Source organism: Streptosporangium sp. NPDC049046, assembly GCF_040649155.1.
Taxonomy (GTDB): domain Bacteria; phylum Actinomycetota; class Actinomycetes; order Streptosporangiales; family Streptosporangiaceae; genus Streptosporangium.
Genome location: NZ_JBEZEZ010000011.1, coordinates 145258 through 168180, shown reverse-complemented (window position 1 = coordinate 168180; position 22923 = coordinate 145258). Strand labels below are relative to the sequence as shown.

Sequence of the window (22923 nt, the reverse complement as noted above, 5' to 3'; positions counted from 1 at the left end):
CCGGGGCGGGGCGTCACTCCCAGGCCCTGATCAGCAGCCAGCCCTCGCCCGCGGTGTCGAACCTGAGCTCGTAGGTGCCGGCCCGGCCTCCCGAGGCGGCCTCGACCCGCCAGAACCGGCGCTCGCCGGGATCACCGGCGGAGGTCTTCCACCACTCGCGTGCGACGACCCAGTGGTCGAGAACCCTGCCGACGGCGTGGAGGCGATCGCCCCAGACGAACTGGACGGGCTGCCCGTCGCGGATCCACACTTCGACGGGGTCGCCGTAAAGTCTGCTCAAGACGCTCTTCTCCCACGGCTTTCCGATGAGCACCCGGGGGAAGACGGGTCTGGCGTATCGAACATACGTTCTCACGGGGCCGGGCGCAAGTCCCCCATCTGCCGCACGAGCGGATTGGCGTCCACCGAGTTGCGGATGCTGAAGGTGACGCTGCCCGCGCGGTAGCGGTCGTCGGACCACTCGACGGGCCGCCCCTCGTGGGTGGTGGTGACCCGGCGCTGGCGCAGCAGCGGGCTGCCCCTGCGCACGGCGAGCAGCCTGGAGTCCTCGACGCCCGCGGCGACCGCGTCGATGAGGTGCTCGCCGTAGGCGAAGACGAGGCCGACGCTCTCGTAGAGGGCCTGGGTGACCGACTCGCAGCCGGGTTCGATGCGCTCGACGGCCGGGGCGATCCACCCGGCGTAGACCGTGCGTTCCAGCATCACCGGCTCACCCTCCAGGGAGCGCAGCCGCAGCACGAAAAGCACCGGATCGCCCGGCTGGAGGGCGAGCCTGGCGGCCTCGGTGACGTCGGCGCCCCTGCGGCGCTGCTCCAGCATCCGCCCGCTCACCCGGTAGCCCATCGCCCGCGCCCACTGGGCGAAGCTGTGCAGCTCGGCGAAGCTCTGGCTGCGCTCACGGCCGAGCACGATGCGTCTGGCGCCCTGGCGGGACCCGACCAGGCCCTCGGTGGCGAGTACGGCGACCGCCTGGCGGATCGTGCCGCGCGAGGCCGCGAAGCGGGCGGCCAGCTCGGCCTCCGAGGGGAGCTGGGCACCCACGGGGTGCTCGCCTCGCATGATCGCGTCGCGCAACTCCTCCGCGATGCCCATGTACCGGGCCGTCACCTCCGCCCCCCTTCCGGCGTACCCGCGAACCCCACGGCTCTCTCCCACGCACCCCCGCACACCCGGTGACCGTGCAATCTCGCCTCGCCTCTCAAGCCGCCCACTCGCGTCCGGCCCGGCAGGCGTCAACGGAATCCCTCGCTGCGCGCACCATATGTCCGGATGAACCTCACCCTAAACAAGCATTATCGCCGCACATAGCCCTAGTTTCCGCATTTCACCCTTGTACTTCGCCCGTTCACCAAACAGCAACTGATTCACGACATAGGGGGTCTAGCTTGTTTGTACAAGTTCGTCTACTTTCGTGAAATATTGCGCGACACCCCCTTGGGAGACACAGTGATCGCATCCCGAGTTCGCTTTGCAGGCCTGGCCGCCTTCCTCCTGATGAGCGCCACAGCGTGCGGAGCCGCCCCCACCACAGCGGCCCCCACGGCGGGCGCCGACGGCTCCGCGGCCGGAGTGGACGCCAGAACCGCCACCTCCGCCGCCGACTTCGGCGGGCTGGACAAGCTCGTCGAGGCCGCCAAGAAGGAGGGCAAGCTCCACGTCATCGCCCTCCCGCCCGACTGGGCCAACTACGGAAAGATCATCGAGGCCTTCACGGCGAAGTACGGCATCGAGATCGAGAGCGAGACCCCCGACGCCTCCAGCGCCGACGAGATCAACGCGGTGAAGACCCGCAAGGGCCAGGACCGCGCCCCCGACGTGCTCGACATCGGCCAGTCCTTCGCGATCAGCGGCGCCGCCGAGGGCCTGTTCGCGCCGTACAAGGTCGAGAGCTGGGACAAGATCCCCGACAACCAGAAGGAGCCGAGCGGCCTCTGGTTCAACGACTACGGCGGCTACATCTCCATCGGCTGCGACGCCAAGAAGATCGACAAGTGCCCGGAGACCTACGCCGACCTGCTCAAGCCCGAGTACAAGGGCAAGGTCGCGCTGAACGGCAACCCCACCAAGTCGGGCTCGGCGTTCGCGGGCGTGTACGCGGCGGCCCTCGCCAACGGCGGCTCCTTCGACGACATCCAGCCCGGCCTCGACTTCTTCAAGAAGCTGAAGGAGACCGGGAACTTCAACCCGGTGGAGACCACCCCGGCCACCATCGAGAAGGGCGAGACCCAGATCAGCATCGACTGGGACTACAACAACGCCGCCTACGCCCCCAAGATGGCCGAGAAGGGCATCGACTGGAAGACCGTCATCCCCGACGACGGCAAGTACTTCCAGCTCTACGCCCAGGCCATCAACAAGGACGCCCCGCACCCGGCCGCCGCGCGCCTGTGGCAGGAGTTCCTCTACAGCGCCGAGGGCCAGAACCTCTACCTCGGCGGCTTCGCCCGCCCGGTGCTGCTGCCCGCGATGAAGGCCGACGGCACGGTCGACGCGACGGCCGAGGCCAACCTCCCGCCGGTCGAGGGTGACCCCACCTTCCCGACGGAGGCCCAGGTCAACAAGGCCAAGGAGGTCCTGGCCGACGGCTGGGGCGCCGCGGTCTCGGGATGACGGTCCCGGCCGTCACGGCCGCCGCCCCGCGCGGCGGCCGTCCTCGCTCCAAGAACTGGGTGGGAGCCCTGCCGCTGCTCGTCGTGACGGCGGTGGCCTTCGGGATCCCGGCGCTCACGCTGCTGGTCGGCGCGTTCACCGTCAAGGACCCGGTGACCAAGGTCTCCTCCCTCGGCACCGCCAACCTGTCCAGAAGCCTGCAGGGCGCCTACCTGAACGCCCTGATCAGCAGCGTTCAACTGTCGGCCGTGGTGGCGGTCGCCGCCGCGGTCGCCGGGACGTTCCTCGCCCAGGCCGTCGTCACCTCCCGGTTCACCGCCCTGCGCGAGGCCGTGCTCACCTTCTCCGGGGTGCTGGCCAACTTCGGCGGCGTGCCACTCGCCTTCATCTGGATCGCCACCCTGGGCAACTCGGGGGTGATCACCACCGCGCTGGGCCTCGGCCCCGGCGTGCTGTACAACTTCTGGGGCCTCGCCCTGGTCTACATGTACTTCTCGGTGCCGCTGATGGTGCTCGTCGTGACCCCGGCGCTGGACGGCCTGCGCCCGCAGTGGCGGGAGGCGGCGCAGAACAACGGCGCCACCACCTGGCAGTTCTGGCGCTACGTCGGCGTCCCGGTGCTCACCCCGGCCCTGCTCGGCGGCGTCGTCCTGCTGTTCGGCGGCGCCTTCGCCGCCTACGCCACCGCCTACGCCATGGTCGGCAGCACGGTCCCCCTGGTCACCCTGCAGATCGCCGAGGCACTCACCGGGGACGTCCTCATCGGGTACGAGAACGTCGCGCTTGCCCTGAGCCTCGACATGATCGTCGTCGCGCTGCTGGTGATGGCGGTCTACCTGCCGCTGCAGAAGAGGAGCTCCCGATGGTTGCGGTAGCGACCCTGCCCGACGTCACCCCGGGTCCCGCCGCCACCGCCCGCCCCGGAGCGCGGCGGGCCTGGCGCGGGATCGTGCTGGTCGTCGCGGCGGTCTACTTCGTCGTGCCGATGGCAGTGTCCTTCTGGTTCACCGTCTACTCCGAGGGCCAGGGCTTCTCGCTCGCCGCCTACGGGCGGATCCTGTCGGCGCCCGGCTTCGTTCCCAGCCTGCTGCTCTCCCTGGCACTGGCCGCGGCGACCATCGTCGCGGTGCTGCTGCTCACCCTTCCCGCCATGCTCGCCGTACGGCTCGGCGCGCCCCGGCTGCGGCCCGTGCTGGAGGTGCTCTCCACGCTCCCGCTGGTCGTACCGCCGATCACCTACGTGGTCGGCATCAGCACGGCGCTGCGTGACGGCGTCGAGGCGCTGGCCGCCACACCGTTCTGGGCGACGCTCATCGCCATCCAGAACGAGAGGTTCCCCTTCGTCCTCGTGCTCGCGTACGTGATGCTGACGCTGCCGTTCGTCTACCGGTCGCTGGACGCCGGGCTACGCGCGATCGACGTGCGGACGCTGGTGGAGGCGGCACGCAACCTGGGCGCCTCGTGGCCGTACGTGTTGTTCCGCGTGATCATCCCCAACATCCGCTCCTCCATCGCGAGCGCCTCGTTCCTCGCCCTCGCGCTGGTGCTCGGCGAGTACACCGTCGCCGCCCTGCTCGGCTACCAGACGTTCCCCGTCTGGATCGTCACCATCTCCGGGAACGACGGACAGCTCTCCGTCGCCCTGTCGATCATCAGCCTGCTCCTCATCTGGCTGCTGCTGCTCACCCTCTCGGGTGCGGGAAGGAAACGCCGATGACCGTCGAGTTCCGGGGGCTGCGTCGCGCGTTCGGCCGCACGGTGGCCCTGGACGGCCTGGACCTCATCGTCGAACAGGGCGAGCTGATGGCCCTGCTCGGCCCCTCCGGCTGCGGGAAGACCACCGCGCTGCGCTGCGTCGCCGGTTTCGAGCACCCCGACGCCGGAGCGGTGCTCGTGGACGGCAAGGACATCACCCGGGTGCCCGCCAACCGGCGGGACGCGGGCATGGTCTTCCAGTCCTACAGCCTGTTCCCCAACCTCAACGCGCGGGACAACGTGGCCTTCGGGCTGCGGGTGCGCAAGGTGCCGACCGCGAAACGGCACGCGCGGGCGGACGAGCTGCTGGAGCTGGTCGGCCTGCCGACGCACGCCCAGCGCTACCCGCACGAGTTGTCGGGCGGCCAGCAACAGCGTGTCGCCCTGGCCAGGGCACTCGCGCTGGAACCACGCGTACTGCTGCTCGACGAGCCGCTGTCCGCACTGGACGCCAAGGTCCGCGTCTCGCTGCGCGAGGAGATCCGGCGCCTCCAGCTCGAACTGGGCATCACCACCATCTTCGTCACCCACGACCAGGAGGAGGCCCTCTCGGTCGCCGACAAGGTCGCGGTGCTGCGTGCCGGTCGGCTGGAGCAGTGCGGCCCACCGGCCGAGGTCTACGACCGGCCCGCCACCCCGTTCGTGGCGGAGTTCGTCGGCGCGATGAACCACGTCCCCGGCCGGCTGTCCGGCCGGGAGGTGACCGTGATGGGGAAACTCATGCCGGTGGACGGCTCCGTGCCGTCCTCGCCCGACGTCGACGTGCTGGTACGCCCGGAGGCCGTGCTGGTCACACCCTCCCCGGAAGGGAACGCCACGGTCGTGGCGTCGTCCTTCCGCGGCTCCACCGCCCGGCTGCGGGTGCGGGTGGGCGAGCTGGAGGTCCTCAGCGACGTGCCGGGACACGACGCGGTACGCCTGGCGCCGGGCACGCGGGTGGACGTCTCCCTCGTGCAGCGGCCCGTGCTCGTCGCCGCGCGCACCGCCCCCGCCCCCGTCCTCACCCCTGAGGGCTCCCCGGACTCCGCGACGCCCGCCGCGTCGTCGAGGGCGTCCGGGGCATCCGGAGCGTCCGAGTCCGAGGACGTCGCGGGTGTCGGGTGAGCTCAAGGCCGTTCTGTTCGACATGGACGGCACGCTCGTCGACACCGAGGGGATGTGGTGGCAGGCGTGCGTGGCGGTCGCCGCCGAGCTGGACCTGGAGCTGACGGAGGCCGACGCCGGCCACGTCCTGGGCCGCATGGTCGAGGACGTGGCCGGCTACCTCGCACGGCGCGCACCGTCCCCGCCCGGCGTGGAACGGATCGGGGCGCGACTCACCGAGGCCTTCGCCGGACGGATCTCCGGCGGGGTGACACCGCTGCCCGGCGCGATCCGGCTGCTGGACGAGCTGAGGGCGGAAGGCGTACCCGCGGCACTGGTCAGCGCCTCACCGCGACTCATCGTGGAGATGGTGCTGCGCACCGTCGGGGCGGAGCGCTTCGCCCTGGTCGTGGCCGCCGAGGACACCGTTCGCGGCAAGCCGCTGCCCGACCCGTACCTGCGGGCGGCCTCCGTGCTGGGCCTCGACCCCGCCGACTGCGTGGCCGTGGAGGACAGCCCGACCGGGCTCGCTGCGGCCCGCGCGGCGGGGTGCCGGGTGGTGTCGGTCTCCGGCGGTCCGGCGCCCGAGGACGTGCTGACCGTGGACGGCCTGGAAAAAGTCGGCGTGCCGCTGTTGCGTCTGCTGGTGAGCGGCAGAAGATCGATAGGCTGAAACACCCATGTGACGGCGTAGGCGGTTAGGCACAAAGGTGAGCGACCTCAGTCCCGACGAACCCCTGCAGATAGGCCGATACCGCGTGCTCAGTCGGCTGGGCAGGGGCGGGATGGGCACGGTCTATCTCGGCGAGTCCCCTGAGGGGCAGCAGGTCGCCATCAAGGTCATCAATCCGGAGTACAGCCGGCACGAACGGTTCCGGATGCGCTTCCGCAGGGAGGCCGACGCTGCGCAGCGGGTCCGCAGGTTCTGCACGGCCGCGGTCGTCGAGGCCGCGCTCGACGGCGACCAGCTCTACGTCGTCACCGAGTACGTCGCCGGCCCCAGCCTTGAGGAGGCCGTCGACACGGACGGGCCGCTCCGCGGCTCCAGCCTCGACGCGCTCGCCGTCGGGGTGGCGACCGCGCTGACCGCCATCCACGGCGCCGGAGTCGTGCACCGCGACCTCAAGCCTTCCAACGTGCTGCTCTCCCCCGTCGGCCCCCGCGTGATCGACTTCGGTATCGCCCGCGCGCTGGACACCCTCGGTGGGATGACCGGGACCGGCGAGATCCTCGGCACCCCGCGATACATGGCGCCCGAGGTGCTGCGCGGTGAGCCGGTCTCCGCCGCCTGCGACGTGTTCTCGTGGGGCTGCCTGATGGCCTTCGCCGCGAGCGGGCGGGCGCCGTTCGGCGGCGAGGCGCTGCCCGCCGTGCTGTACCAGGTGCTCAACACCGAACCCTCCCTGGAGGGCATGGAGCCCGCGCTGCGCGAGCTCGTCACCTACGCCCTGACCAAGGACCCGCACAACCGGCCCACCTCGCAGCAGCTCCTCGACCACCTGGTTGGCCGCTCCGCCGCGCCGGAACAGGCCGCCCACTCGGTCCAGGCCTCCTGGCAGGAACTCGGGGAGACGCCTGACGGCGTCCCCTGGAGCGGAACCGGTCCCGGTGGACCCTCGGGTACGCCTTCCAGCCCCGGCCACACCCTCACCGGGCCACCGGAGGGCGGCACCGGTCCCTTCCCGCGCGGCCTCGCGGGCGGGCGGCGAAACCTCGCCGTCGGGGCGGCGGTGGCGGCCCTGCTGGTGGCGGCAGCGGGGATCGGGCTGCGCCTCGCCCTCGCTCCCGGCGGCCCTCCGGAGGACCTCCCCCTGCTCTACCAGGACGACTTCACCCAGAGCGGCACCGGCTGGAGCGGCGGCACCTACAGCCCGTTGACCGGCACGTACGGCTACTCCCCCAACGGCTACTACGCCGTCGACGTCAGCGGTTACTCCCCCATCAGGCGGGAGCAGGCCCCGATCCCCTTCGTCTCCGCTCCCCCGGCCACCCCCGACCCCACGGCCAGTCCCATGCCGATCACCCCGAGCCGTATCCTGCTCGGCTCCGACATCACGATCCGCTCCGGCACCGTCGGTATGGGCGAGTACGGGCTGTTCTGTCGGGGCGAGGACGACAACAAGGCGACGCGGTACGAGTTTCTGCTCGACACCTCGGGCAACGCCCGCATCCGCAAGACCGTCAAGAGCGCCGGGGGCGAGCTCACCAAGCCCGTCAAGATCGACCTGCCCAAGGGCGAGGCCGTCCGGCTCACGGCGGAGTGCGCCGGAGTCGAGGGCGGTGTGCGGCTCACCATGTGGGTCAACGACGAGCAGACCCAGTCGTTCCTCGACACCAACCCGCTGCCCAACGGGCTCGTCGGCGTGATCGCCCGGGTGGGCGAGAACAGCGACGCCGTCCTGCGGACCGCGTTCGACAACTTCACCCTGCACGGCCCCGCCCCCACCACACAGCCCTGACGGCGAGTGATCCGCACCCTGCGGGGAACGGGGCATCCGACCGACCGAAGGAGTTCAGCACGATGCGCGCCATAGTCGTCTCCGCCACCGGTGGACCCGAGGTTCTCACCTACACCGACGATCACCCGGACCCCGAGATGAATCCCGGTGACGTCCTGGTTGACGTCGCCGCCTCCGGGGTGAACTTCATCGACGTCTACCACCGGATGGGCCGCTACCCGCTCTCCCTGCCCTTCGTTCCCGGCGAGGAGGGCGGGGGCACCGTCGTCGCGGTCGGCGAGGACGTGCGCGACGTCGCCGTCGGCGACACCGTGGCATGGGCGAACGTGCCGGGCAGCTACGCCTCCAGGAACGTGGTGCCCGCCTCCAAGGTGCTCGCCGTACCCGAGGGGGTGACGGCCGAGGCCGCGGCGGCCGTCACCCTCCAGGGACTCACCGCCCACTACCTGACGCACTCCACGTACGAGGTGAAGGAGGGCGACGACGTCCTGGTGCACGCCGCCGCCGGGGGGATGGGCCTGCTGCTCACCCAGATCGCCAAGCTGCGCGGCGCCCGGGTCATCGGCACGGTCTCCACCGACGAGAAGGAGACCCTGGCCCGCCAGGCGGGCGCCGACGAGGTGTTCCGCTACAAGGGCTTCGCCGACGCGGTCCGCGAGCTGACCGGCTCCGGCGTGCACGTCGTCTACGACGGCGTGGGCGCGGCCACCTTCGACGAGAGCATCGCCTCGCTGCGACCGCGCGGCATGATGGCGCTGTACGGCCAGGCCAGCGGCCCGGTCCCGCCGTTCGACCCGCAGATCCTCGCCAAGAACGGCTCCCTCTTCCTCACCCGTCCGACGCTGGGCTCCTACATCGCCACCCGCGACGAGCTCGCCTGGCGCGCCTCCGACCTCTACCGCTGGGTCGCCTCCGGGCAGCTGCGGGTGCACGTCTCCGAGCGCTACCCGCTCGCCGAGGCCGCCCGTGCCCACGAGGACCTCGAAGCCCGCCGGACGACCGGCAAGCTGCTCCTGATCCCGTAACGGCGCGGAGGTCCGGTCAGTGCGTCGGCTGGGCGGGCCAGTCCAGGAGCCGGGCGCCCAGGACCGCCGTCTCCAGGGTGAAACGCTGGGTGGGATCGTCCGGCGAGAACCCGGTGAGGCGGCGGATCCGCTCCAGCCGGTAGGTCACCGCCCGGGTGCTGATGTCGAGCCTGCGCGCGGCGGCGGTCTGGTTGCCCTGGGAGGCGAAGACGGCCTCCAGCGTGGCGAGCAGCGGCTCGGGGCCGCCCCGCGCCTCGAGCAGCGGGCTGAGGACGCTCGTCACCAGGTCCTCGATCGCCGTACGGTCCCGCAGCAGCACCGGGAAGACCAACAGGTCGGCGGCTTTGAGCACCGAGGCGCGCAATCCCAGCCTGTCGCCGAACCCGATGGCGTTGACACCCTCCCGATAGGAGGTGACCACCCCGCCTGGGCCCCGGTGCGCCCTGCCGAGCCCGACCCGCCAGCCGGGCGCCAACAACTGACGCACGTGATGGGTGAACTCTCCGGTCACGACGTCGAGGCTGCCCGGCGCCACGCACACGAGCATCCCGTCGCGCACCGTGACCAGCACGTTGTGCGAGCCGAACCGGGCGACCAGCGCCTCCTCGATCCTCCTGGCCGTCCCCTCCGCCTCGCCCGCGAGCCCGCGGACCTCCTCTTCCCCTCCGTGCCCCTCGAACCCGCCGTGCCCCTCGAACCCGCCGTCCCCCGAAGCGACGGCCGCGGCGGCTCCGGTGACAGGGCGGGCGACGGCGACCACGTACGTCTCGGCCATGCGGAGCCCGAAGTGCTCGGCCCGTTCGGCGAGCCTGTCGGCACGGCCCTGGAGCAGGTCGTCGACGAACTTCCTGCGCGCCGTCTCCTCCCGGCGCAACGCCGCCCGCTGGGCGTTCTCGTACCCCTCCATCAGGGCGGAGACCGTACGCCGCAGGGCCGGGAGCGGGGTGGGGGTCACCGACTCGGCCGTCGCCAGCGCGGCCTCGACCAGTGCCCGCACGGACACGCCCCGCTCGGCGGCCAGCGCGCCGACGGCGCGGCAGTCGTCGAGCTCGGCCCGCCCTGGCAGCCTGCCGGTGGCGGCCGCCTCCCGCAACATCCGGAGATGGCCGCCGAGCAGCTCGTCCATCAGACTCCCACGTCACGCCTGTCGAAGGCCGGCATCGCGATCAGGAGCAGCACGACGGTCGCCCCGGCCAGCACGAGATAGTCCCCTACCGGGAGCCCCAGCTGGATCGGCCGACCGTCGAGGTAGTAGTGGAACGGCGAGATCCAGCGCAGCCAGGACACACCGGCCACGTCCTTGCCCATGGTCTCGACCACGTATCCGGCCACGGCGACCACCCCGACCACCGCGAGGGCGACCCCCCTGCGACCCGTCGCGGCGCCGACCGTCAGGCAGAGCGTGCCGAAGAAGAGGGCGAGCAGAAAGACGCCGACGTGACCGGCGAGGATCCTGCCGGCGGGTACGCCCATGTCGACGGCGACCGCCAGGCCGAGCACGGCGAGGAAGGTGGCCGCCGCCACGCCGAACAGTGCGAGGGCGAGGGCGGCGAAGCGCTCCAGGACCAGTCGCCTGCGGTCGACCGGGAGGGTGAGGACGAGCTCCAGCGTGCCCGACTCCTCGGGCTGGGCGATCGCCCGGTTGCCGATCACGGCGGCGCACATGATGAACAGCAGCGGCCCGAACAGCTGGTAGACCAGGGTCTGCAGGTAGCCGGAGCCGCTGGTGAATCCCTCCTCCAGGCCGCCCATGAGGTCGCGCATCGCCCCGGGGAACTTGGTCAGCGCCACTTCCCCGTAAAGGCCGGGGTTGCTCTGGATGTTCGGGTAGAAGGCCAGGTACAGCGCGAAGAAGGCGCTGATCCCGATGGTCCAGCCGAGCAGCGGCCTGCGGTAGTCACGCAGGCTTTTCGACACCAGTGCGGGCATCGCGCGCCTCCTCTTCCTCTTCGTGCCGGCTGTAGTAGGTGAGGAAGATCTCCTCCAGGTCGGGCTGGGCGCTGACCATGTGCACCACCGTGAACCTCGCCGCCGCCTTGATCAGCGCGTCCGGGCGGCCGTCGATGGTGCAGCGCACCCCGGCCCCCTCCACCCGCAGGTCCCGTACGCCGGGCAGGTTCTCGAACGCCTCCCGGGGCACCGGGGCGTCGAAGTGGAACTCCACCCGGCGCACCGCCTTCTCCCTGAGCGCGGAGACGTCCTCCACCGCGACCAGCCTGCCGCCGCGCACGATACCGACCCGGTCGGAGACGTCCTCGACCTCGGCCAGCACGTGGGAGGACATCAGCACGGTGCGGCCCGAGGCGCGGACCTCGCGGACCATCGCGAGGAACTCCTGCTGCATCAGTGGATCCAGGCCGCTGGTCGGCTCGTCGAGGATCAGGAACTCCGGCTCGTGCATGAATGCCTGGATGAGCCCGACCTTCTGCCTGTTGCCCTTGGAGAGTTTGCCCATCGGCACCGACAGGTCGGCCTCCAGCCTCTCGGCCAGCTCCTCGATCCGCCCCTTGGGCACGCCGTCGCGCATCATGCCGAGGAAGGCGAGGAACTCCCCCGCCTTCTCCCTGCCCTCCAGAGCCAGCTCGCCGGGCAGGTAACCGATCCGGCTCCGCACACCCGCCTCGCGGGGATCCCTGCCCAGGACCGTCATCCGGCCCCTGGTGGGACGGATGACGTCCAGGAGCAGCCTGATGGTCGTCGTCTTTCCCGCTCCGTTCGGGCCGAGATACCCGAACACCTCCCCCGGTCGGATCTCCAGGTCGAGATCCTCAAGTCCTCGGCGTCCGCCGTAGAACTTGGTGAGCCCTTCGGTCTCCACCACACTTGTCATGCGTCAGATCGTGCCCTCTCGCCGGCGCCTGAGGTCATGTCAGGACCCGGACAACTGGCCGCCTTTTCTTTGCGGGGATCCGGAACCGCCCGGTTCCTCGGCTTCTTCCCGTGGATCCGGAACCGGCGCGGCCTCGGCGGGAATCCGGCGCTCCGGGGCGGGGATATGGTGAGCCCATGAGCCTGGACACTGCCTTCGTACTGGGTGGCGGGGGCGTTCTCGGCGCTCACGAGGTGGGCATGCTGCGCGCGCTCGACGAGGCGGGTATCAAGCCCGACCTGATCGTCGGCACGTCCGTGGGCGCGCTGAACGGCGTCGTGTTCGCCGCCTCCCCCGGTGACGCGGTCGAGCGTCTGAACACGCTGTGGAGTTCCGACATCGTCCGTACGGCGTTCGCCGGGTCCTGGGTGACCCGGCTGTCCACCCTCGCCAAAAGCGGCACCCACCTGCACTCCTCCGAGCCACTGCGCGACCTGCTGGCCAGGACGCTCCCGGTCTCCCGCATCGAGGATCTTCCCGTGTCGTTCCAGTGCGTGGCCGCCTCCGTCGAGCGCGCCGCCGCGCACTGGTTCACCGAGGGGCCGCTCGTCGACGCGGTCCTCGCCTCCTGCGCCGTTCCGGGGCTGCTGCCGCCGGTCCGCGTCGGCGAGGGTCACTATCTCGACGGCGGGCTGGTGCACAGCATCCCGGTCGGCCGGGCCGTCGCGCTCGGCGCCCGGCGGGTCTACGTGCTGCACGTGGGCAGGATCGAGCGTCCCCTGACGGTGCCCCGGCGCCCGTGGGAGGTCGGCATGACCGCCTTCGAGATCGCCCGGCGGCACCGCTTCACCGAGGAGATGGCCACCCTGCCGGACGACATCGAGGTCCACGTGATGCCTTCGGGGGGTGAGTCCCGGCCGGGAATGGACTTCTCCCAGCTGCGATACCGGGATATTTCGCATATATCTAAATACATCGATCGCGCCTATCGGGCCTCGGCCGACTACCTGGCCCGGCAGTCGCCCTCCTGAGCCACGTCACCCGTCCAGCCCGGCATCGATATGCCCCACATCGCGTTGTACGTATACATCGGGGTACCTCACAGGGACATGTCCGCATCAACGTCCATCCGAGTCACACCGGCCTGAGTCACACCGGTGTGAGTCACCCAGCACCCGCACGACCTACACACCGCACATCCACACAGGCAGGAGCCGCTCGTGCTGCCTCCTCGCATCATCCGCCGCCTGGTCCTCGCACCTCTCGTCATCGTGCTCACCGTCCTCGCGGTGCTCACGCTCCCGATCTGGCTGCTGGTGGTGACCGCGGCCTCGCTGCGCCTGCCGCCCCCGCAGCGGCGCGGCACCCGGCTGGTCTGGTTCGCGATGGCGTGGCTGACGCTGGAGTCGATGGCACTGTGCGCCTGCCTGTGGCTGTGGGTGACGAACGGCCTGGGCGGCCGGCTCAGCCGTGACGAGTACCAGGAGCAGCACTACGAGCTGATCCAGTGGTTCCTGTCCAAGATCTACGAGGCCGCGGTGCGGATCTTCCGCCTGAGCGTCGAGGTCGACGAGCCTCCGCCGACCTCCGAGGAGACCTCCCGGCGCCTCACCCGCCCCGTCATCGTCCTGTCCCGCCACGCGGGCCCCGGCGACTCCTTCCTGCTCGTGCACCACCTTCTCGCCCGATACCACAGGCGCCCAAGGATCGTGATGAAGGCGGCCCTGCAGTTCGTCCCCTCGCTGGACGTGGTGATCAACCGTCTCCCCAACGCCTTCGTCCACCGCAAGACCGCGGAGAGCGGCATCCTCGCCGAGATCCGCCGCCTGTCGGCCGGCATGGACGCCGACGACGCCCTGGTGATCTTCCCCGAGGGCGGCAACTTCACCCCGAAGCGCCGCTGGCGGGCCATCCTGAGGCTGGAGCAGAAGGGCCTGGCCGAGGAGGCCGCACGGGCCCGCAGGCTGGAGCACCTGATGGCCCCCCGCCCCAACGGGGCGATCGCCGCCATCGACGCCTGCCCCGAGGCCGACGTGATCTTCGTCGCGCACACCGGCCTCGACGACCTGATCACCTTCGGGGACATCTGGACCCGTCTGCCGCTCAGCGCCCAGATCAAGGCCAAGTGGTGGCGGGTCCAGGCCGCCGACGTGCCCCGCGAGCGCGAGGAGCAGATCCGCTGGCTCTTCGAGCACTGGGAGGAGATCGACGCCTGGATCACCGAGAACCAGCCGGCCCCCGCCCCCGCGACCTGACACGCGCCGGCGTCACGATGTGCGCCCGACCACGTCGGCTCGTGACGCCGGTCCGACCACCTAAGGGCCTGAGAGAGATCGTCATCAAACTTGATCACAGCGACAACGACGCCATCACACCCGAGGCCACGGTGGAGGTGCTTCAACCGGCGATCGCCCTCCTACAGGACCTTCCCGAGCAGGACCGGCAAGCCCTCACCGAGCTGATCAGCCAGTTCGTGCACCAGGAAACCAACCCCGAGCGGCAGCCGACAGTCTGGGAAACGCCCGAAACCCTGAGACTCCCGGATTGAAGGGCCACCTGATCCTTGTGAGCCGGCGAACACCACGCGATCACCCCACTGCCGCCGACGTGACTTGTGCCCCCGGTTCGCCGTGCCCGATCGTTGAGGCATGAAGAGCATGAAGATCTTAATTGCCCTTGTCGCCATGCTGTTGTTGACCATCCTGAATGGCTGTGGTGTGGCGCGGACACAGGGAGGCGGGCCGTCGGCGTCGCCGTCAGCCTTACTTCCTTGCCCGGAAGCCGCTGAGTCGCTGACGCCTGCCACCTGCGTCACGATGCCCTCCTGGGAGCAAAAGCACGCGGACAACGAGGCATACCGCCAGCGCGGCGCGGTTCCTCCGGAGGTGGCTGCGAAGGCTGAGCCGGTGGCCGAGGCCCTGCGGGGCAAATTCGCCGACCTGCGCGAGCGGGCACTGCACGGCGAGGCCCACGTCGCGAAAGCGGTACGGGCGGTCGCCCCACCAGGGACGAACGTCATCATCAGGGCAGGAGGGGCTCGCTCCGCTGTGGTGTTCGCTATCGAATTGTCGGGAGGATGCCTCACCGGCTTCTACGACGAGCGTGAGTCGAAGGTGGAGGTAGGGGGCTACATCAACGACGGCGGTTGCCTGACGGCTCCCGGTCACTGACCCCTGTTTCCGCCAACATCGCGACCATCCCGGCCGCAGACTCTGCGACCTTGCGCCGTGCCCTCACCGGAGCCCAAGGCCACCAGGCGGCAATCCCACATGGGGCCACCCACCTCCGCTTCGTCGCCGGCTCCATCACCGCAGCTCTTGGGCGCTCCCCATTGAATGTGGACACCTTGGAGACTGGATCTTGAGGTCCAACGGCACCAACCTGACCGCAGCCCGACGCGCGACGCCGGTGGAACTACCAGTCCTGGGAGAGGCCCGACATCCGGCGGAGGTATTCGTCCTCGTCGATCTCACCGGCCGCGTAGCGGCGCTTGAGGATCTCGCGGGGACTGTCGGCGACGGGCTCGCGTTTCACCCCGCCTGCCACGGCGGCACGTACCCTCCTGGTCACGCCGAGGATCACCACCACGATCACCGCGATGACGACGAGCAACACCAGGATGCGGAACATCGTCGGCCTCCCCTACTACCTCCCCATCGGATTCGCCGGGGATCCATCGAGTTTACCCGGCGGAAGACCTTCCCCTTTTTCACCATCTGAACTGATTTATTCGTCTTCGCCCCTCAAAAGAGGCAGTACAGGTGATAAATCACCTGTCGCCTCGCTGGAACGGACACCGGTCTCAGCCGACGGAAGGACCGGCACCTCACCCGACGGAGGGAACCCCCGGCTCCGATCGCTTCGCCGGTCGCCTCCGGCGTACCTCACCCGACGGAGGAAGCGCCCGCCGAGAAATCCGGAGCCTCACGCGAGACCCCGCCGGGCGGCAGCGACGGCAGCCCCGCGGGAGCCCCGCCCTCCAGCAACCGGAGCAGGGCACCGGTGTCGACGTTCCGCTCGATCAGGTCACCGAGCGCGTCCAGCCTCTCCTCCCTCAGCACGGCGAACGACACGTCCGGCGCCGGGGTGAAGTCGCGACCGGAGACGGCGGCCACGTCGGCGAGGAAGGCCCGGCGGAAACCGTCGTTCTCCAGGGCGCCGTGCCAGGTGGTACCCCACACCGAACCGGCACGGCAGCCGTCCAGGAAGGGCTCGCCGCCGTCGGCCGTCACCACGCCGTGGTGGATCTCGTACGCGGAGACCGGGTGGCCGTACGCGGCACCGACCGGACGGCCCAGCGTCTTGTCCTCGGCGAACTCCACCGACGCGGGCAGCAGCCCCAGCCCTTCGACCAGCCCCGCCCCCGACTCGACGTCGTCGCGGATGGTCCTGGCGAGCATCTGGTAACCGCCGCAAATGCCCAGCACCGCCCGCCCCGGCAGGGCGGCGGCCAGGCCGGTGGCACGGAGCCACCCCAGGTCGGAGACCGTGGCCCGAGAGCCCGGCAGCACCACCAGGTCGGTGTCCTCCAACTCGCCCGGGGAGGTCACGAAGCGGACCATCACTCCTGGCTCGGAGGCCAGCGCGTCCACGTCCGTGAAGTTGGAGATCCTCGGCAGCCGCACCACCGCCACCCGCAGGGTCTGCCGGCCGTACGGGGCACGCGTCCCGGACGCGGGCCGGTTGTCCAGGGCGAGGGAGTCCTCGACGTCCATCCAGAGGCCGTCCAGCCAGGGCAGCACCCCGTACACCTCGCGGCCGGTCAGCTCCCTGATCATGTCCAGCCCCGGTTCGAGGAGCTCGGGCGCCCCGCGGAACTTGTTGATCACGAACCCGGCGATCAGCGCCTGGTCGGCGGGCTCCAGCAGCGCGACCGTCCCGTACAGGGCGGCGAAGACCCCACCCCTGTCGATGTCGCCGACCACGACGACCGGCAGGTTCGCGGCACGGGCCAGGCCCATGTTCGCGATGTCGCCCCTGCGCAGGTTGATCTCCGCCGGACTGCCCGCCCCCTCGCAGACCACCACGTCGTACGCGCCCCGCAACCGCTCGAGCGCGTCGACCGCGACCTGGCGGAGCCGCTCCTTGACGTCCCAGTACTCCATCGCGTCGACCTCGGCCATCGGCCTGCCCATCACCACGACCTGGCTGCGCCGATCGCTGCCCGGCTTGAGCAGGATCGGGTTCATGTCGGCGCTGGGTTCCAGCCCGCACGCGGCGGCCTGCATCGCCTGGGCCCTGCCGATCTCGGCGCCGTCCGCGGTGACGAAGGAGTTGAGCGACATGTTCTGCGCCTTGTACGGCGCGACCCTCACCCCCTGCCTGGCCAGCCAGCGGCAGATCCCGGCGGTGACGACGCTCTTGCCCGCGTCGGAGGTCGTCCCCGCGACCAGCAACGCCCCCTTCACCCCTTCCTCCCATACGAGCCCGTCCCGCGTGAACCTCGCCCGTACGAGCCCCGAACGGCGGCCAGGACGGCGAGCCCCGCCGCCGCCAGGCCGACCGCCCGCGCCAGCCGTACCGACCTGCGGATGTCCGCGACCGAGGGCGCGGGCCCCTCGCCCATCTCCGGCCGGTGCTCCACCCTGGTGCCGTACACGTTCACCCCTCCCAGAGTGAGGTCCAGCGCCCCCGCGAAGGCGGCCTCGCAGCGGCCCGCGTTGGGACTGGGATGGCGGTGGCCGTCCCTGCGCAGCACCGCCGCCGCCCGCCGCGCCGAACCGCCCACCAGCGGAGCGCCGAGCGCGGCGAGCAGCCCGGTGATCCGGGCGGGCACGAAGTTGGCGACGTCGTCGAGGCGGGCGGCGGCCCACCCGAAGCGCTCGTAGCGCGCGTTCCGGTGCCCCACCATCGCATCCAGCGTGTTGACCGCCCGGTACGCGAGCAGACCGGGCACTCCGGCCACCGCACCCCAGAACAGCGGCGCCACCACCGCGTCCGAGGTGTTCTCCGCGATCGACTCGACGGTCGCCCTGGCGAGCCCGGACTCCCCGAGCCCCGACGGGTCACGCCCGCACAGGTGCGGCAGCCTCCCCCGCGCCCCCGCGAGATCGCCGTCCTCCAGGAATCCGGCCATCGCCGCACCCTCGCGGCCCAGCGTCGTACCGCCGACGACCGCCCACGTCGCAGCCGCGCTCAGCCCGGCCCGCACCACCGGGTTGCGCGGCCGGGTCGCGACGTGACCGAGCAGCGCCACCGGGACCACACACAGGGCCACATGGAGCACACCTCTCGCCCGGCTGTCGCCGTACACCCGCCCCTCCACCCCGGCGGCGGCGGTGCCGAACAGCGCGACCGGATGCCCGCGCCGGGGATCGGCGAGCACGGCGTCGATCGCGACCCCGGCGAGCATCCCCACCCCTTCGGCCACTCCAGGTCTCTTCGGTCCCACTTTGACGATCAGTCGGCTAAACGAGGTGTTCATGGAGTTCATCCTGGTGGGTCTCCAGCCACACACAGGCCCGCCGGATGCGCTCCCCCGCCCCACCGGCCCACATCCGGGCCCACCCGCCGTTCCCGCCCTGCGCCTCGGCCTTGGCCCGCATCGCGTGGTAGGAGCGGTCGAAGCGGAGCCGGGCGAGATCCAGCAGGCGCCGGCGATCACGGGGCTCCAGGCCGTACGCGTCACAGAACAGGCGCAGCCGGGGACCGACGTCGAGACGACGCTGGAGCGGCTCCAGATCGAGGGGATCGGCGATCGGCGCCCAGTGCCGCAGCGTGGTCACCACGTCGAACAGCCGGGTCGTCGGCCGGGCCATGTCGAAGTCGATCAGCGCGGCGGGAAGCCCGTCACGGAAGATCACGTTGTCGAGGTTGACGTCGCAGTGCCCGACCAGCCGCGGCGCCGCGTCGTCGTTGGACCCCGCCTCCCAGACCGCCTCCCGCGGCGGGACGAACCCCTCGGCCGCGTCGTGAAAAGCGCGCAGCAGCCGCGCCAGCCCGGCCAGAGACTCCTCGGTGAGTGCGAACGAAGGCAACGGCCTGACCGCGGACTCCCCCTCGACATAGCTCAGGATCTCCCTGCCCCGCTCGTCCACCCCCAGCGCCCGGGGAGCCCCTTCGAACCCAGAACGCTCCAAATGACGCAGGAGTGCGTGCACCGAAGCCGTGGAGGCCCTGCAGGGCCGCCGGACGGTGTCCCCGACCCGCACCACCCCGTCGGTGACATCACCGCCCAGAAGGGGAATCTCCTCTTGGGCCGTCGCGACGAACATGGCATACGAGCCTAGACCGCCCCGTCTCCTCAGGAGAACGATTCGGACAGACCGATCTTCACACGCCGGGACAGCCGGAAGCCGTTCTCACCGATCGACCGTCGCCGAGCCGGTCGGCCGTTCGCGCCCCTGCCCGGTCGCCGACCGCGCTTCGCGCCTGATCTAGGCGGTCTGGCCTGGCACGCCTTCGAGGCGTGCCACCACGCGAGCGAGCAGGTCACGGATCTCGATCTGCCCGGCCTTCAACTCGGCGATGTCGTCGCGCATGACCGCGGTGTTCTTCTCAATGTTGCCGACGGATCGTTCGAGCACACCGAGACGACTTTTGATCTCGGTACTGTCGGTCTCAACGGTGTCGACGCGCTCTTCGAGGTACGGCATGCTGTCCAGCATAGATTGGTGACCGGCCGGGCAGGGGCGCGAATCGTGGAATCCCGAGCGAGGATCATCACTTCGACACGCGGGGGCATCCGCCCCAAAGCAGGTGCATAACCAGGCAAAACCTGCCCTCGGGCCTCCCCTGGGCGCACCCCTGGACCTCCCGGCCCCGCTCGCCCACACTCGGCATCCGCGACGCTCCCTACAGGATCCGGAGGATTCACGGGGTGATCCTCACGACACAGCCAGGAAACCGATACATGAGCACTCCCCGGATCATGCACAATTAAGCGGGAGCACCCTTAGCTCAGCTGGATAGAGCACCGGACTTCTAATCCGACGGTCGCAGGTTCGAATCCTGCAGGGTGCGCTGCCAAGACCAGGTCATCTAGCCGCTGACCTGGTCTTTTGCTTGTCCGCGGCCCGTGCCTCTCAGGCAGCCACAGGTAGCCGGAAGCAGCCGTATGCCACCGGTCACGGAACATACGCGGAATGGATCCGGCCCCGTTTCCCCAGGTGGGACCGGCGGTTCCGGAAGAGCCGGCCATCGGCGGCGACGCCGTGACGGTCGATGTGGTCACGCAGGATGGCCACCAGTTCCGGCGGGATCGGCACCGGCCGCATCTCCTTAAGGCCGAGAAGTCCTACGCCGGTCAGTACGACCGCCGCCTACACCGGCTGCGAGAGCGTGTCAGGCACGCCCAAGGTCGATGAATAGCCGTTGCGGGATATATGCGGGATGATCTTCAGCAGTCGCGGTGCGAAAAAAGCCGCCCCCCTGTTCAGAGGCCCTGTCTCCGCTCGGGACGCAGCCCCCCTGAGACCCGCTGTGCCTGCGGTGAGGGCACTCGGCTCCAGGGTGATCACCAGCCTGACGGCAGCTTCCCCTACTACGATCCCGGGTCTGCCTCCGCCTCAAGCACCGTCCTCGCGAAATCGACGATCTTTCCTGCCGGCTCTCGAAGCTCGTCGTCGGTCGGCGGAGCGCCGCGCAGAGCTTCCCAGTCGTCGATGAGAAAGATCAGTTCCCAGATCTCCTGGGGAGTCGACCATCTGTCTCCGAGCTCAAGGATCAGTCAGCAGTACTGAGGATATGTGGGGGAAGCGTGCAAACGGTGTGAAATTACCTGTTCAGATGTAGCTCGGCCGCTGGTCGCTCCGGAAAACTTCACGCCGTGTCGACTGCATCCAGTGAGAAGAAGCCCTTGAGCCGGCCGGCGCTCACGATGGTGTCACTCGCGTGGCTCGCGCTGGTGGCGCTGGAGTACTTCTGGATTCCGGTGTTCAGGGTGTCCGAGCTGTTCGCCGGGCTTGCAATCACGGCGGCCTGGTTGTGGGTGATCAGTCGGTCGATCACGGTGGTGATGACCTATCTGTCCTTCAGGGACTATGGCCGGTGTATCGCCGCGCTGTTGCTTGCCCTCGGTGCCGGAGCGGTGGTCAGAACCGCTGACTGGGAAGCCCTGTATGCGGAGGACCTGGTCCGGTCCCACCGGGACGCATTCGCTGAACTCGCCGCCGACCACGAACACCACCGGCCGCTCACCGTGCCCGGGTGGATGAGGTATCTGTCGATAGACGGTCAGGTACGGCCACAGGGCGACGTGCTCTACCTGCCGGTGTTCGAGGATTGGCGGGCGGAGACCGGCAGGGGCATCGCCCATGTACCGGGTTCCGATGGTCGAGGCACGACGGTCCAGACGGCGAGCGGTGATCTCGGCAACGCCACACACGATCTTGGAGACGGTTGGTGGTGGGTGGAGTAGGCGTCAGACTGATCTTCTAGTCCGTACGTTGGGTAATCAGGACACCGTCGCCGCGCCAGTGCCCTGACGCGTTGCCGTACGGCTCACCAAGCAGATGCGGGGCAGGTTTCTCGAGCGGATCACTGTACGGATCAGAAGGCGAGGCCGCACCACTCGATCCAGGAGCGCAGCCGCTGGAGGATCTCGCGCAGGTGTGCGTCATCGGCAAGGCCTGGAGGTGCCCATGCCTCCGTCCTGAGCTCGCTCTCGGCATCGAGTTCGGTCCAGGTTTCCTCGAACGAGTCCCTGATGCTCAGCTCGCGCGGATCGGCGGCCTCGAACAGGCCGCGGAGGTCTTCGACCAGCTTGGGTAAGGAAATCTCGCCCGAGTCGTACAGGTCAATCCGCGCAGCCATTTGGTTGATGAGAGCGCGTTTGTGGTCCTCCACGGCGTCACCTTCTCGATCTCCAAGCCATTGTGCCAACGGCCTACCGGTGCGGGACACATGAATGGTGATCTTCATTGCGTGAGTGCGATGGACGTAATTTCCCCCCGGTAGAAGGCACTGCCGCTCGGAACTCGGCCCTCTGGAAAACCGGTGCCACCAAGTGGCGTCTCATTCGGGACGACCACCAAGCATGGCAAGCTGACGGATCATGTTCTGTCAGTACCGTCTGAGATGGTCTGCGGCATGGTCTTTTTCATCTACCGCAGCGTCTACGAGGGCCCCTCCGGCAAGCTGGTGCGGCATTTTCCCGACGCGACGGTGCTCGACTGGTTCCGTAGGGTCTGGGACGAGGCGGGAAGCGGTGACGCTTATGAGTGGATCACGCGCGAACTCGGGGCGAGCGTCTATGGCCTGTCCACCATCTTCGAGACCGGGCTGCCCGCGCCCCGGAGCACAGCGGAGCTGCACCGCCTGCTGGAGGAACACCTCGACGTCGAGCAGGAGCTACGGGTCGACGAGCACAGCGTGCGGGTGCTCACCGATGACGACGAGGTCATGCTGGCCTATTTCTTCGTCGAGGACGCTCTCGTGGCCGCCGAACCGGAGCGCTGGGCCTACCTGCTGCACGACGGATGGAAACTCCCCGACGTCCCTCCCGGCTTCTCCGCCAGCCGGTCGTTCACCTCTCCGGTGACGACCTGGCCCGCAACGCCCGCGCCACCCGGAGGTGAAGGGGCGACCTACGCGGTCGTGCTGACCTTCTACAGCACCTTCGACAGCATGGGCTGGAACATGCCGGCGTGCTTTCCCGGCACCCGGTTACCCCGGCTCGCGGCGACCCTGCGGGAGACGGACGCCCCGATCGATGAGTGGTCCGGGGAACTGGCCGTCCTGCGCGCCCTGGTCGCACCCGGTGAGGACGAGATCGGGCCGGCCCTGGAGCGTTGCAACCGCTGGCCCGACTTCGAGCAGGACATCTCGGAAACATATGGCGCTCACCAGCAGGCACACGAGATCGGGCTACGCCTGCTGCAGGGGTTCGCGCCTGCCCGGGGTCGCGATCCGCACCGTACGATCATCCGGCAGAGCGAGCACGTGGCTCAGATGGCCATCCATATCGATGACTACTCCGGCTACCGCCAGTGGTTCGTCTTCGATGACGTCTGGGCTGCCGCCCACCCCGACCTGGCCGCTTCGCTGCTGCATTACGGTTCTCACTGGGATCCCCGTTGCCATCGCGACCACGGGATCGGGGAATGCACTCCACCGGGGCGGCAGTATCGACCTGCGAGCTTGCCGGGTGCAGGGGCGTAACCAGCCGATGCGGTCTTTCACTCACAGTCCTTGGCAGACCAAGATCCGGAACATGTACGGAATGGCGTGATCTTCTTCCGGC

General features: G+C 69.7%; 24 protein-coding genes and 1 tRNA gene. 14 read left to right on the top strand and 11 right to left on the bottom strand.

The window, feature by feature from the left end:
• Positions 1-13: 13 nt before the first annotated feature.
• Complete coding sequence (locus AB0B96_RS18035) at positions 14-280, bottom strand: DUF6504 family protein (protein WP_350945361.1); 267 nt, start codon at positions 278-280, stop codon at positions 14-16.
• Between the two features lie 71 nt (positions 281-351).
• Entirely contained in the window at positions 352-1107 is a 756-nt protein-coding gene (locus tag AB0B96_RS18030) for a GntR family transcriptional regulator (protein ID WP_350945360.1), read from the bottom strand.
• 387 nt (positions 1108-1494) lie between these two features.
• Here AB0B96_RS18030 and AB0B96_RS18025 point away from each other — a divergent pair, with 387 nt between their 5' ends.
• From AB0B96_RS18025 to AB0B96_RS17995, 7 genes are all read left to right on the top strand, one after another.
• Positions 1495-2610 (top strand): extracellular solute-binding protein, encoded by a 1116-nt coding sequence (locus AB0B96_RS18025; protein WP_350945359.1) that lies wholly within the window; start codon positions 1495-1497, stop codon positions 2608-2610.
• Positions 2607-3485, top strand: a complete 879-nt coding sequence (locus AB0B96_RS18020; protein WP_350945358.1) for an ABC transporter permease — start codon at positions 2607-2609, stop codon at positions 3483-3485. Before AB0B96_RS18025 ends, AB0B96_RS18020 begins: the two co-directional genes overlap by 4 nt.
• Positions 3473-4327 carry an ABC transporter permease subunit gene (locus AB0B96_RS18015; protein ID WP_350945357.1) on the top strand — a complete coding sequence of 285 codons (855 nt, stop codon included), beginning with the start codon at positions 3473-3475 and terminating at the stop codon, positions 4325-4327. Before AB0B96_RS18020 ends, AB0B96_RS18015 begins: the two co-directional genes overlap by 13 nt.
• Positions 4324-5469, top strand: a complete 1146-nt coding sequence (locus AB0B96_RS18010) for an ABC transporter ATP-binding protein (protein ID WP_362899926.1) — start codon at positions 4324-4326, stop codon at positions 5467-5469. Before AB0B96_RS18015 ends, AB0B96_RS18010 begins: the two co-directional genes overlap by 4 nt.
• A complete protein-coding gene (locus AB0B96_RS18005) occupies positions 5459-6121 on the top strand; it encodes an HAD family phosphatase (protein ID WP_362899924.1) in 663 nt (220 codons plus the stop codon). The genes AB0B96_RS18010 and AB0B96_RS18005 overlap by 11 nt, the downstream gene beginning before the upstream one ends.
• A 37-nt stretch (positions 6122-6158) precedes the next feature.
• Positions 6159-7907 carry a serine/threonine-protein kinase gene (locus AB0B96_RS18000; protein ID WP_362899922.1) on the top strand — a complete coding sequence of 583 codons (1749 nt, stop codon included), beginning with the start codon at positions 6159-6161 and terminating at the stop codon, positions 7905-7907.
• A gap of 62 nt (positions 7908-7969) precedes the next feature.
• On the top strand, positions 7970-8932 hold the full coding sequence (locus AB0B96_RS17995; RefSeq protein ID WP_362899920.1) for a quinone oxidoreductase: 963 nt from the start codon (positions 7970-7972) through the stop codon (positions 8930-8932).
• A 16-nt stretch (positions 8933-8948) separates the two neighbouring features.
• On the opposite strand, the gene AB0B96_RS17990 is transcribed toward AB0B96_RS17995, so the two are convergent.
• Genes AB0B96_RS17990 through AB0B96_RS17980 form a run of 3 tightly spaced genes read right to left on the bottom strand, consistent with a single transcriptional unit; the run spans position 8949 to position 11762 of the window.
• Positions 8949-10058: a helix-turn-helix domain-containing protein gene (locus AB0B96_RS17990; protein WP_362899918.1), complete on the bottom strand. Its 1110-nt coding sequence runs from the start codon at positions 10056-10058 to the stop codon at positions 8949-8951.
• Positions 10058-10861 (bottom strand): ABC transporter permease subunit, encoded by an 804-nt coding sequence (locus AB0B96_RS17985; protein WP_362899916.1) that lies wholly within the window; start codon positions 10859-10861, stop codon positions 10058-10060. Before AB0B96_RS17985 ends, AB0B96_RS17990 begins: the two co-directional genes overlap by 1 nt.
• Positions 10830-11762, bottom strand: coding sequence for an ABC transporter ATP-binding protein (locus AB0B96_RS17980; RefSeq protein ID WP_362899914.1), 933 nt, complete (start codon positions 11760-11762; stop codon positions 10830-10832). Before AB0B96_RS17980 ends, AB0B96_RS17985 begins: the two co-directional genes overlap by 32 nt.
• 176 nt (positions 11763-11938) lie before the next feature.
• On the opposite strand from AB0B96_RS17980, the gene AB0B96_RS17975 reads away from it, so the two are divergent.
• The 4 genes from AB0B96_RS17975 (at position 11939) to AB0B96_RS17960 (ending at position 14911) form a co-directional block, all read left to right on the top strand.
• Entirely contained in the window at positions 11939-12772 is an 834-nt protein-coding gene (locus AB0B96_RS17975) for a patatin-like phospholipase family protein (protein WP_362899912.1), read from the top strand.
• 189 nt (positions 12773-12961) lie between these two features.
• A complete protein-coding gene (locus AB0B96_RS17970; protein ID WP_350945338.1) occupies positions 12962-13996 on the top strand; it encodes a 1-acyl-sn-glycerol-3-phosphate acyltransferase in 1035 nt (344 codons plus the stop codon).
• Between the two features lie 41 nt (positions 13997-14037).
• Complete coding sequence (locus tag AB0B96_RS17965; RefSeq protein WP_362899910.1) at positions 14038-14289, top strand: hypothetical protein; 252 nt, start codon at positions 14038-14040, stop codon at positions 14287-14289.
• 100 nt (positions 14290-14389) lie between these two features.
• Positions 14390-14911: a hypothetical protein gene (locus tag AB0B96_RS17960; RefSeq protein WP_362899908.1), complete on the top strand. Its 522-nt coding sequence runs from the start codon at positions 14390-14392 to the stop codon at positions 14909-14911.
• Positions 14912-15155: 244 nt separating this feature from the next.
• Here the strand turns inward: AB0B96_RS17960 and AB0B96_RS17955 are convergent, their stop codons facing one another.
• The 5 genes from AB0B96_RS17955 to AB0B96_RS17935 all read right to left on the bottom strand — a co-directional run bounded on the left by AB0B96_RS17955 (position 15156) and on the right by AB0B96_RS17935 (position 19336).
• The gene (locus AB0B96_RS17955) at positions 15156-15371 is read right to left on the bottom strand and encodes an SHOCT domain-containing protein (RefSeq protein WP_350945335.1); all 216 of its coding nucleotides are present in this window, start codon (positions 15369-15371) and stop codon (positions 15156-15158) included.
• Positions 15372-15625: 254 nt separating this feature from the next.
• A complete protein-coding gene (locus AB0B96_RS17950) occupies positions 15626-17149 on the bottom strand; it encodes a cobyric acid synthase (protein ID WP_362899906.1) in 1524 nt (507 codons plus the stop codon).
• On the bottom strand, positions 17146-18111 hold the full coding sequence (locus AB0B96_RS17945; protein WP_362899904.1) for a cobalamin biosynthesis protein: 966 nt from the start codon (positions 18109-18111) through the stop codon (positions 17146-17148). Before AB0B96_RS17945 ends, AB0B96_RS17950 begins: the two co-directional genes overlap by 4 nt.
• A gap of 37 nt (positions 18112-18148) precedes the next feature.
• Positions 18149-18955, bottom strand: a complete 807-nt coding sequence (locus AB0B96_RS17940; RefSeq protein ID WP_362899902.1) for an aminoglycoside phosphotransferase family protein — start codon at positions 18953-18955, stop codon at positions 18149-18151.
• A 162-nt stretch (positions 18956-19117) separates the two neighbouring features.
• Positions 19118-19336 carry a hypothetical protein gene (locus tag AB0B96_RS17935; RefSeq protein WP_362899900.1) on the bottom strand — a complete coding sequence of 73 codons (219 nt, stop codon included), beginning with the start codon at positions 19334-19336 and terminating at the stop codon, positions 19118-19120.
• 293 nt (positions 19337-19629) lie between these two features.
• Between AB0B96_RS17935 and AB0B96_RS17930 the strand changes: the two genes are divergently transcribed.
• Positions 19630-19703: transfer RNA gene (locus AB0B96_RS17930), tRNA-Arg, on the top strand.
• Between the two features lie 805 nt (positions 19704-20508).
• A complete protein-coding gene (locus tag AB0B96_RS17925) occupies positions 20509-21099 on the top strand; it encodes a hypothetical protein (RefSeq protein WP_362899898.1) in 591 nt (196 codons plus the stop codon).
• Between the two features lie 131 nt (positions 21100-21230).
• On the opposite strand, the gene AB0B96_RS17920 is transcribed toward AB0B96_RS17925, so the two are convergent.
• Positions 21231-21527 (bottom strand): hypothetical protein, encoded by a 297-nt coding sequence (locus AB0B96_RS17920; protein ID WP_362899896.1) that lies wholly within the window; start codon positions 21525-21527, stop codon positions 21231-21233.
• Positions 21528-21770: 243 nt separating this feature from the next.
• Between AB0B96_RS17920 and AB0B96_RS17915 the strand changes: the two genes are divergently transcribed.
• Positions 21771-22841 carry a hypothetical protein gene (locus tag AB0B96_RS17915; protein WP_362899894.1) on the top strand — a complete coding sequence of 357 codons (1071 nt, stop codon included), beginning with the start codon at positions 21771-21773 and terminating at the stop codon, positions 22839-22841.
• Positions 22842-22923 lie beyond the last annotated feature (82 nt).

Excerpts from the sequence above, each read along its gene's own strand:
- AB0B96_RS18025 (WP_350945359.1), top strand. The coding sequence starts at position 1,495 with ATGAGCGCCACAGCGTGCGGAGCCGCCCCCACCACAGCGGCCCCCACG.
- AB0B96_RS18020 (WP_350945358.1), top strand. The coding sequence starts at position 2,607 with ATGACGGTCCCGGCCGTCACGGCCGCCGCCCCGCGCGGCGGCCGTCCT.
- AB0B96_RS18015 (WP_350945357.1), top strand. The coding sequence starts at position 3,473 with ATGGTTGCGGTAGCGACCCTGCCCGACGTCACCCCGGGTCCCGCCGCC.
- AB0B96_RS18010 (WP_362899926.1), top strand. The coding sequence starts at position 4,324 with ATGACCGTCGAGTTCCGGGGGCTGCGTCGCGCGTTCGGCCGCACGGTG.
- AB0B96_RS17995 (WP_362899920.1), top strand. The coding sequence starts at position 7,970 with ATGCGCGCCATAGTCGTCTCCGCCACCGGTGGACCCGAGGTTCTCACC.
- AB0B96_RS17990 (WP_362899918.1), bottom strand. The coding sequence starts at position 10,058 with ATGGACGAGCTGCTCGGCGGCCATCTCCGGATGTTGCGGGAGGCGGCC.
- AB0B96_RS17985 (WP_362899916.1), bottom strand. The coding sequence starts at position 10,861 with ATGCCCGCACTGGTGTCGAAAAGCCTGCGTGACTACCGCAGGCCGCTG.
- AB0B96_RS17980 (WP_362899914.1), bottom strand. The coding sequence starts at position 11,762 with ATGACAAGTGTGGTGGAGACCGAAGGGCTCACCAAGTTCTACGGCGGA.
- AB0B96_RS17975 (WP_362899912.1), top strand. The coding sequence starts at position 11,939 with ATGAGCCTGGACACTGCCTTCGTACTGGGTGGCGGGGGCGTTCTCGGC.
- AB0B96_RS17960 (WP_362899908.1), top strand. The coding sequence starts at position 14,390 with ATGAAGAGCATGAAGATCTTAATTGCCCTTGTCGCCATGCTGTTGTTG.
- AB0B96_RS17955 (WP_350945335.1), bottom strand. The coding sequence starts at position 15,371 with ATGTTCCGCATCCTGGTGTTGCTCGTCGTCATCGCGGTGATCGTGGTG.
- AB0B96_RS17940 (WP_362899902.1), bottom strand. The coding sequence starts at position 18,955 with ATGTTCGTCGCGACGGCCCAAGAGGAGATTCCCCTTCTGGGCGGTGAT.
- AB0B96_RS17935 (WP_362899900.1), bottom strand. The coding sequence starts at position 19,336 with ATGCCGTACCTCGAAGAGCGCGTCGACACCGTTGAGACCGACAGTACC.
- AB0B96_RS17915 (WP_362899894.1), top strand. The coding sequence starts at position 21,771 with ATGGTCTTTTTCATCTACCGCAGCGTCTACGAGGGCCCCTCCGGCAAG.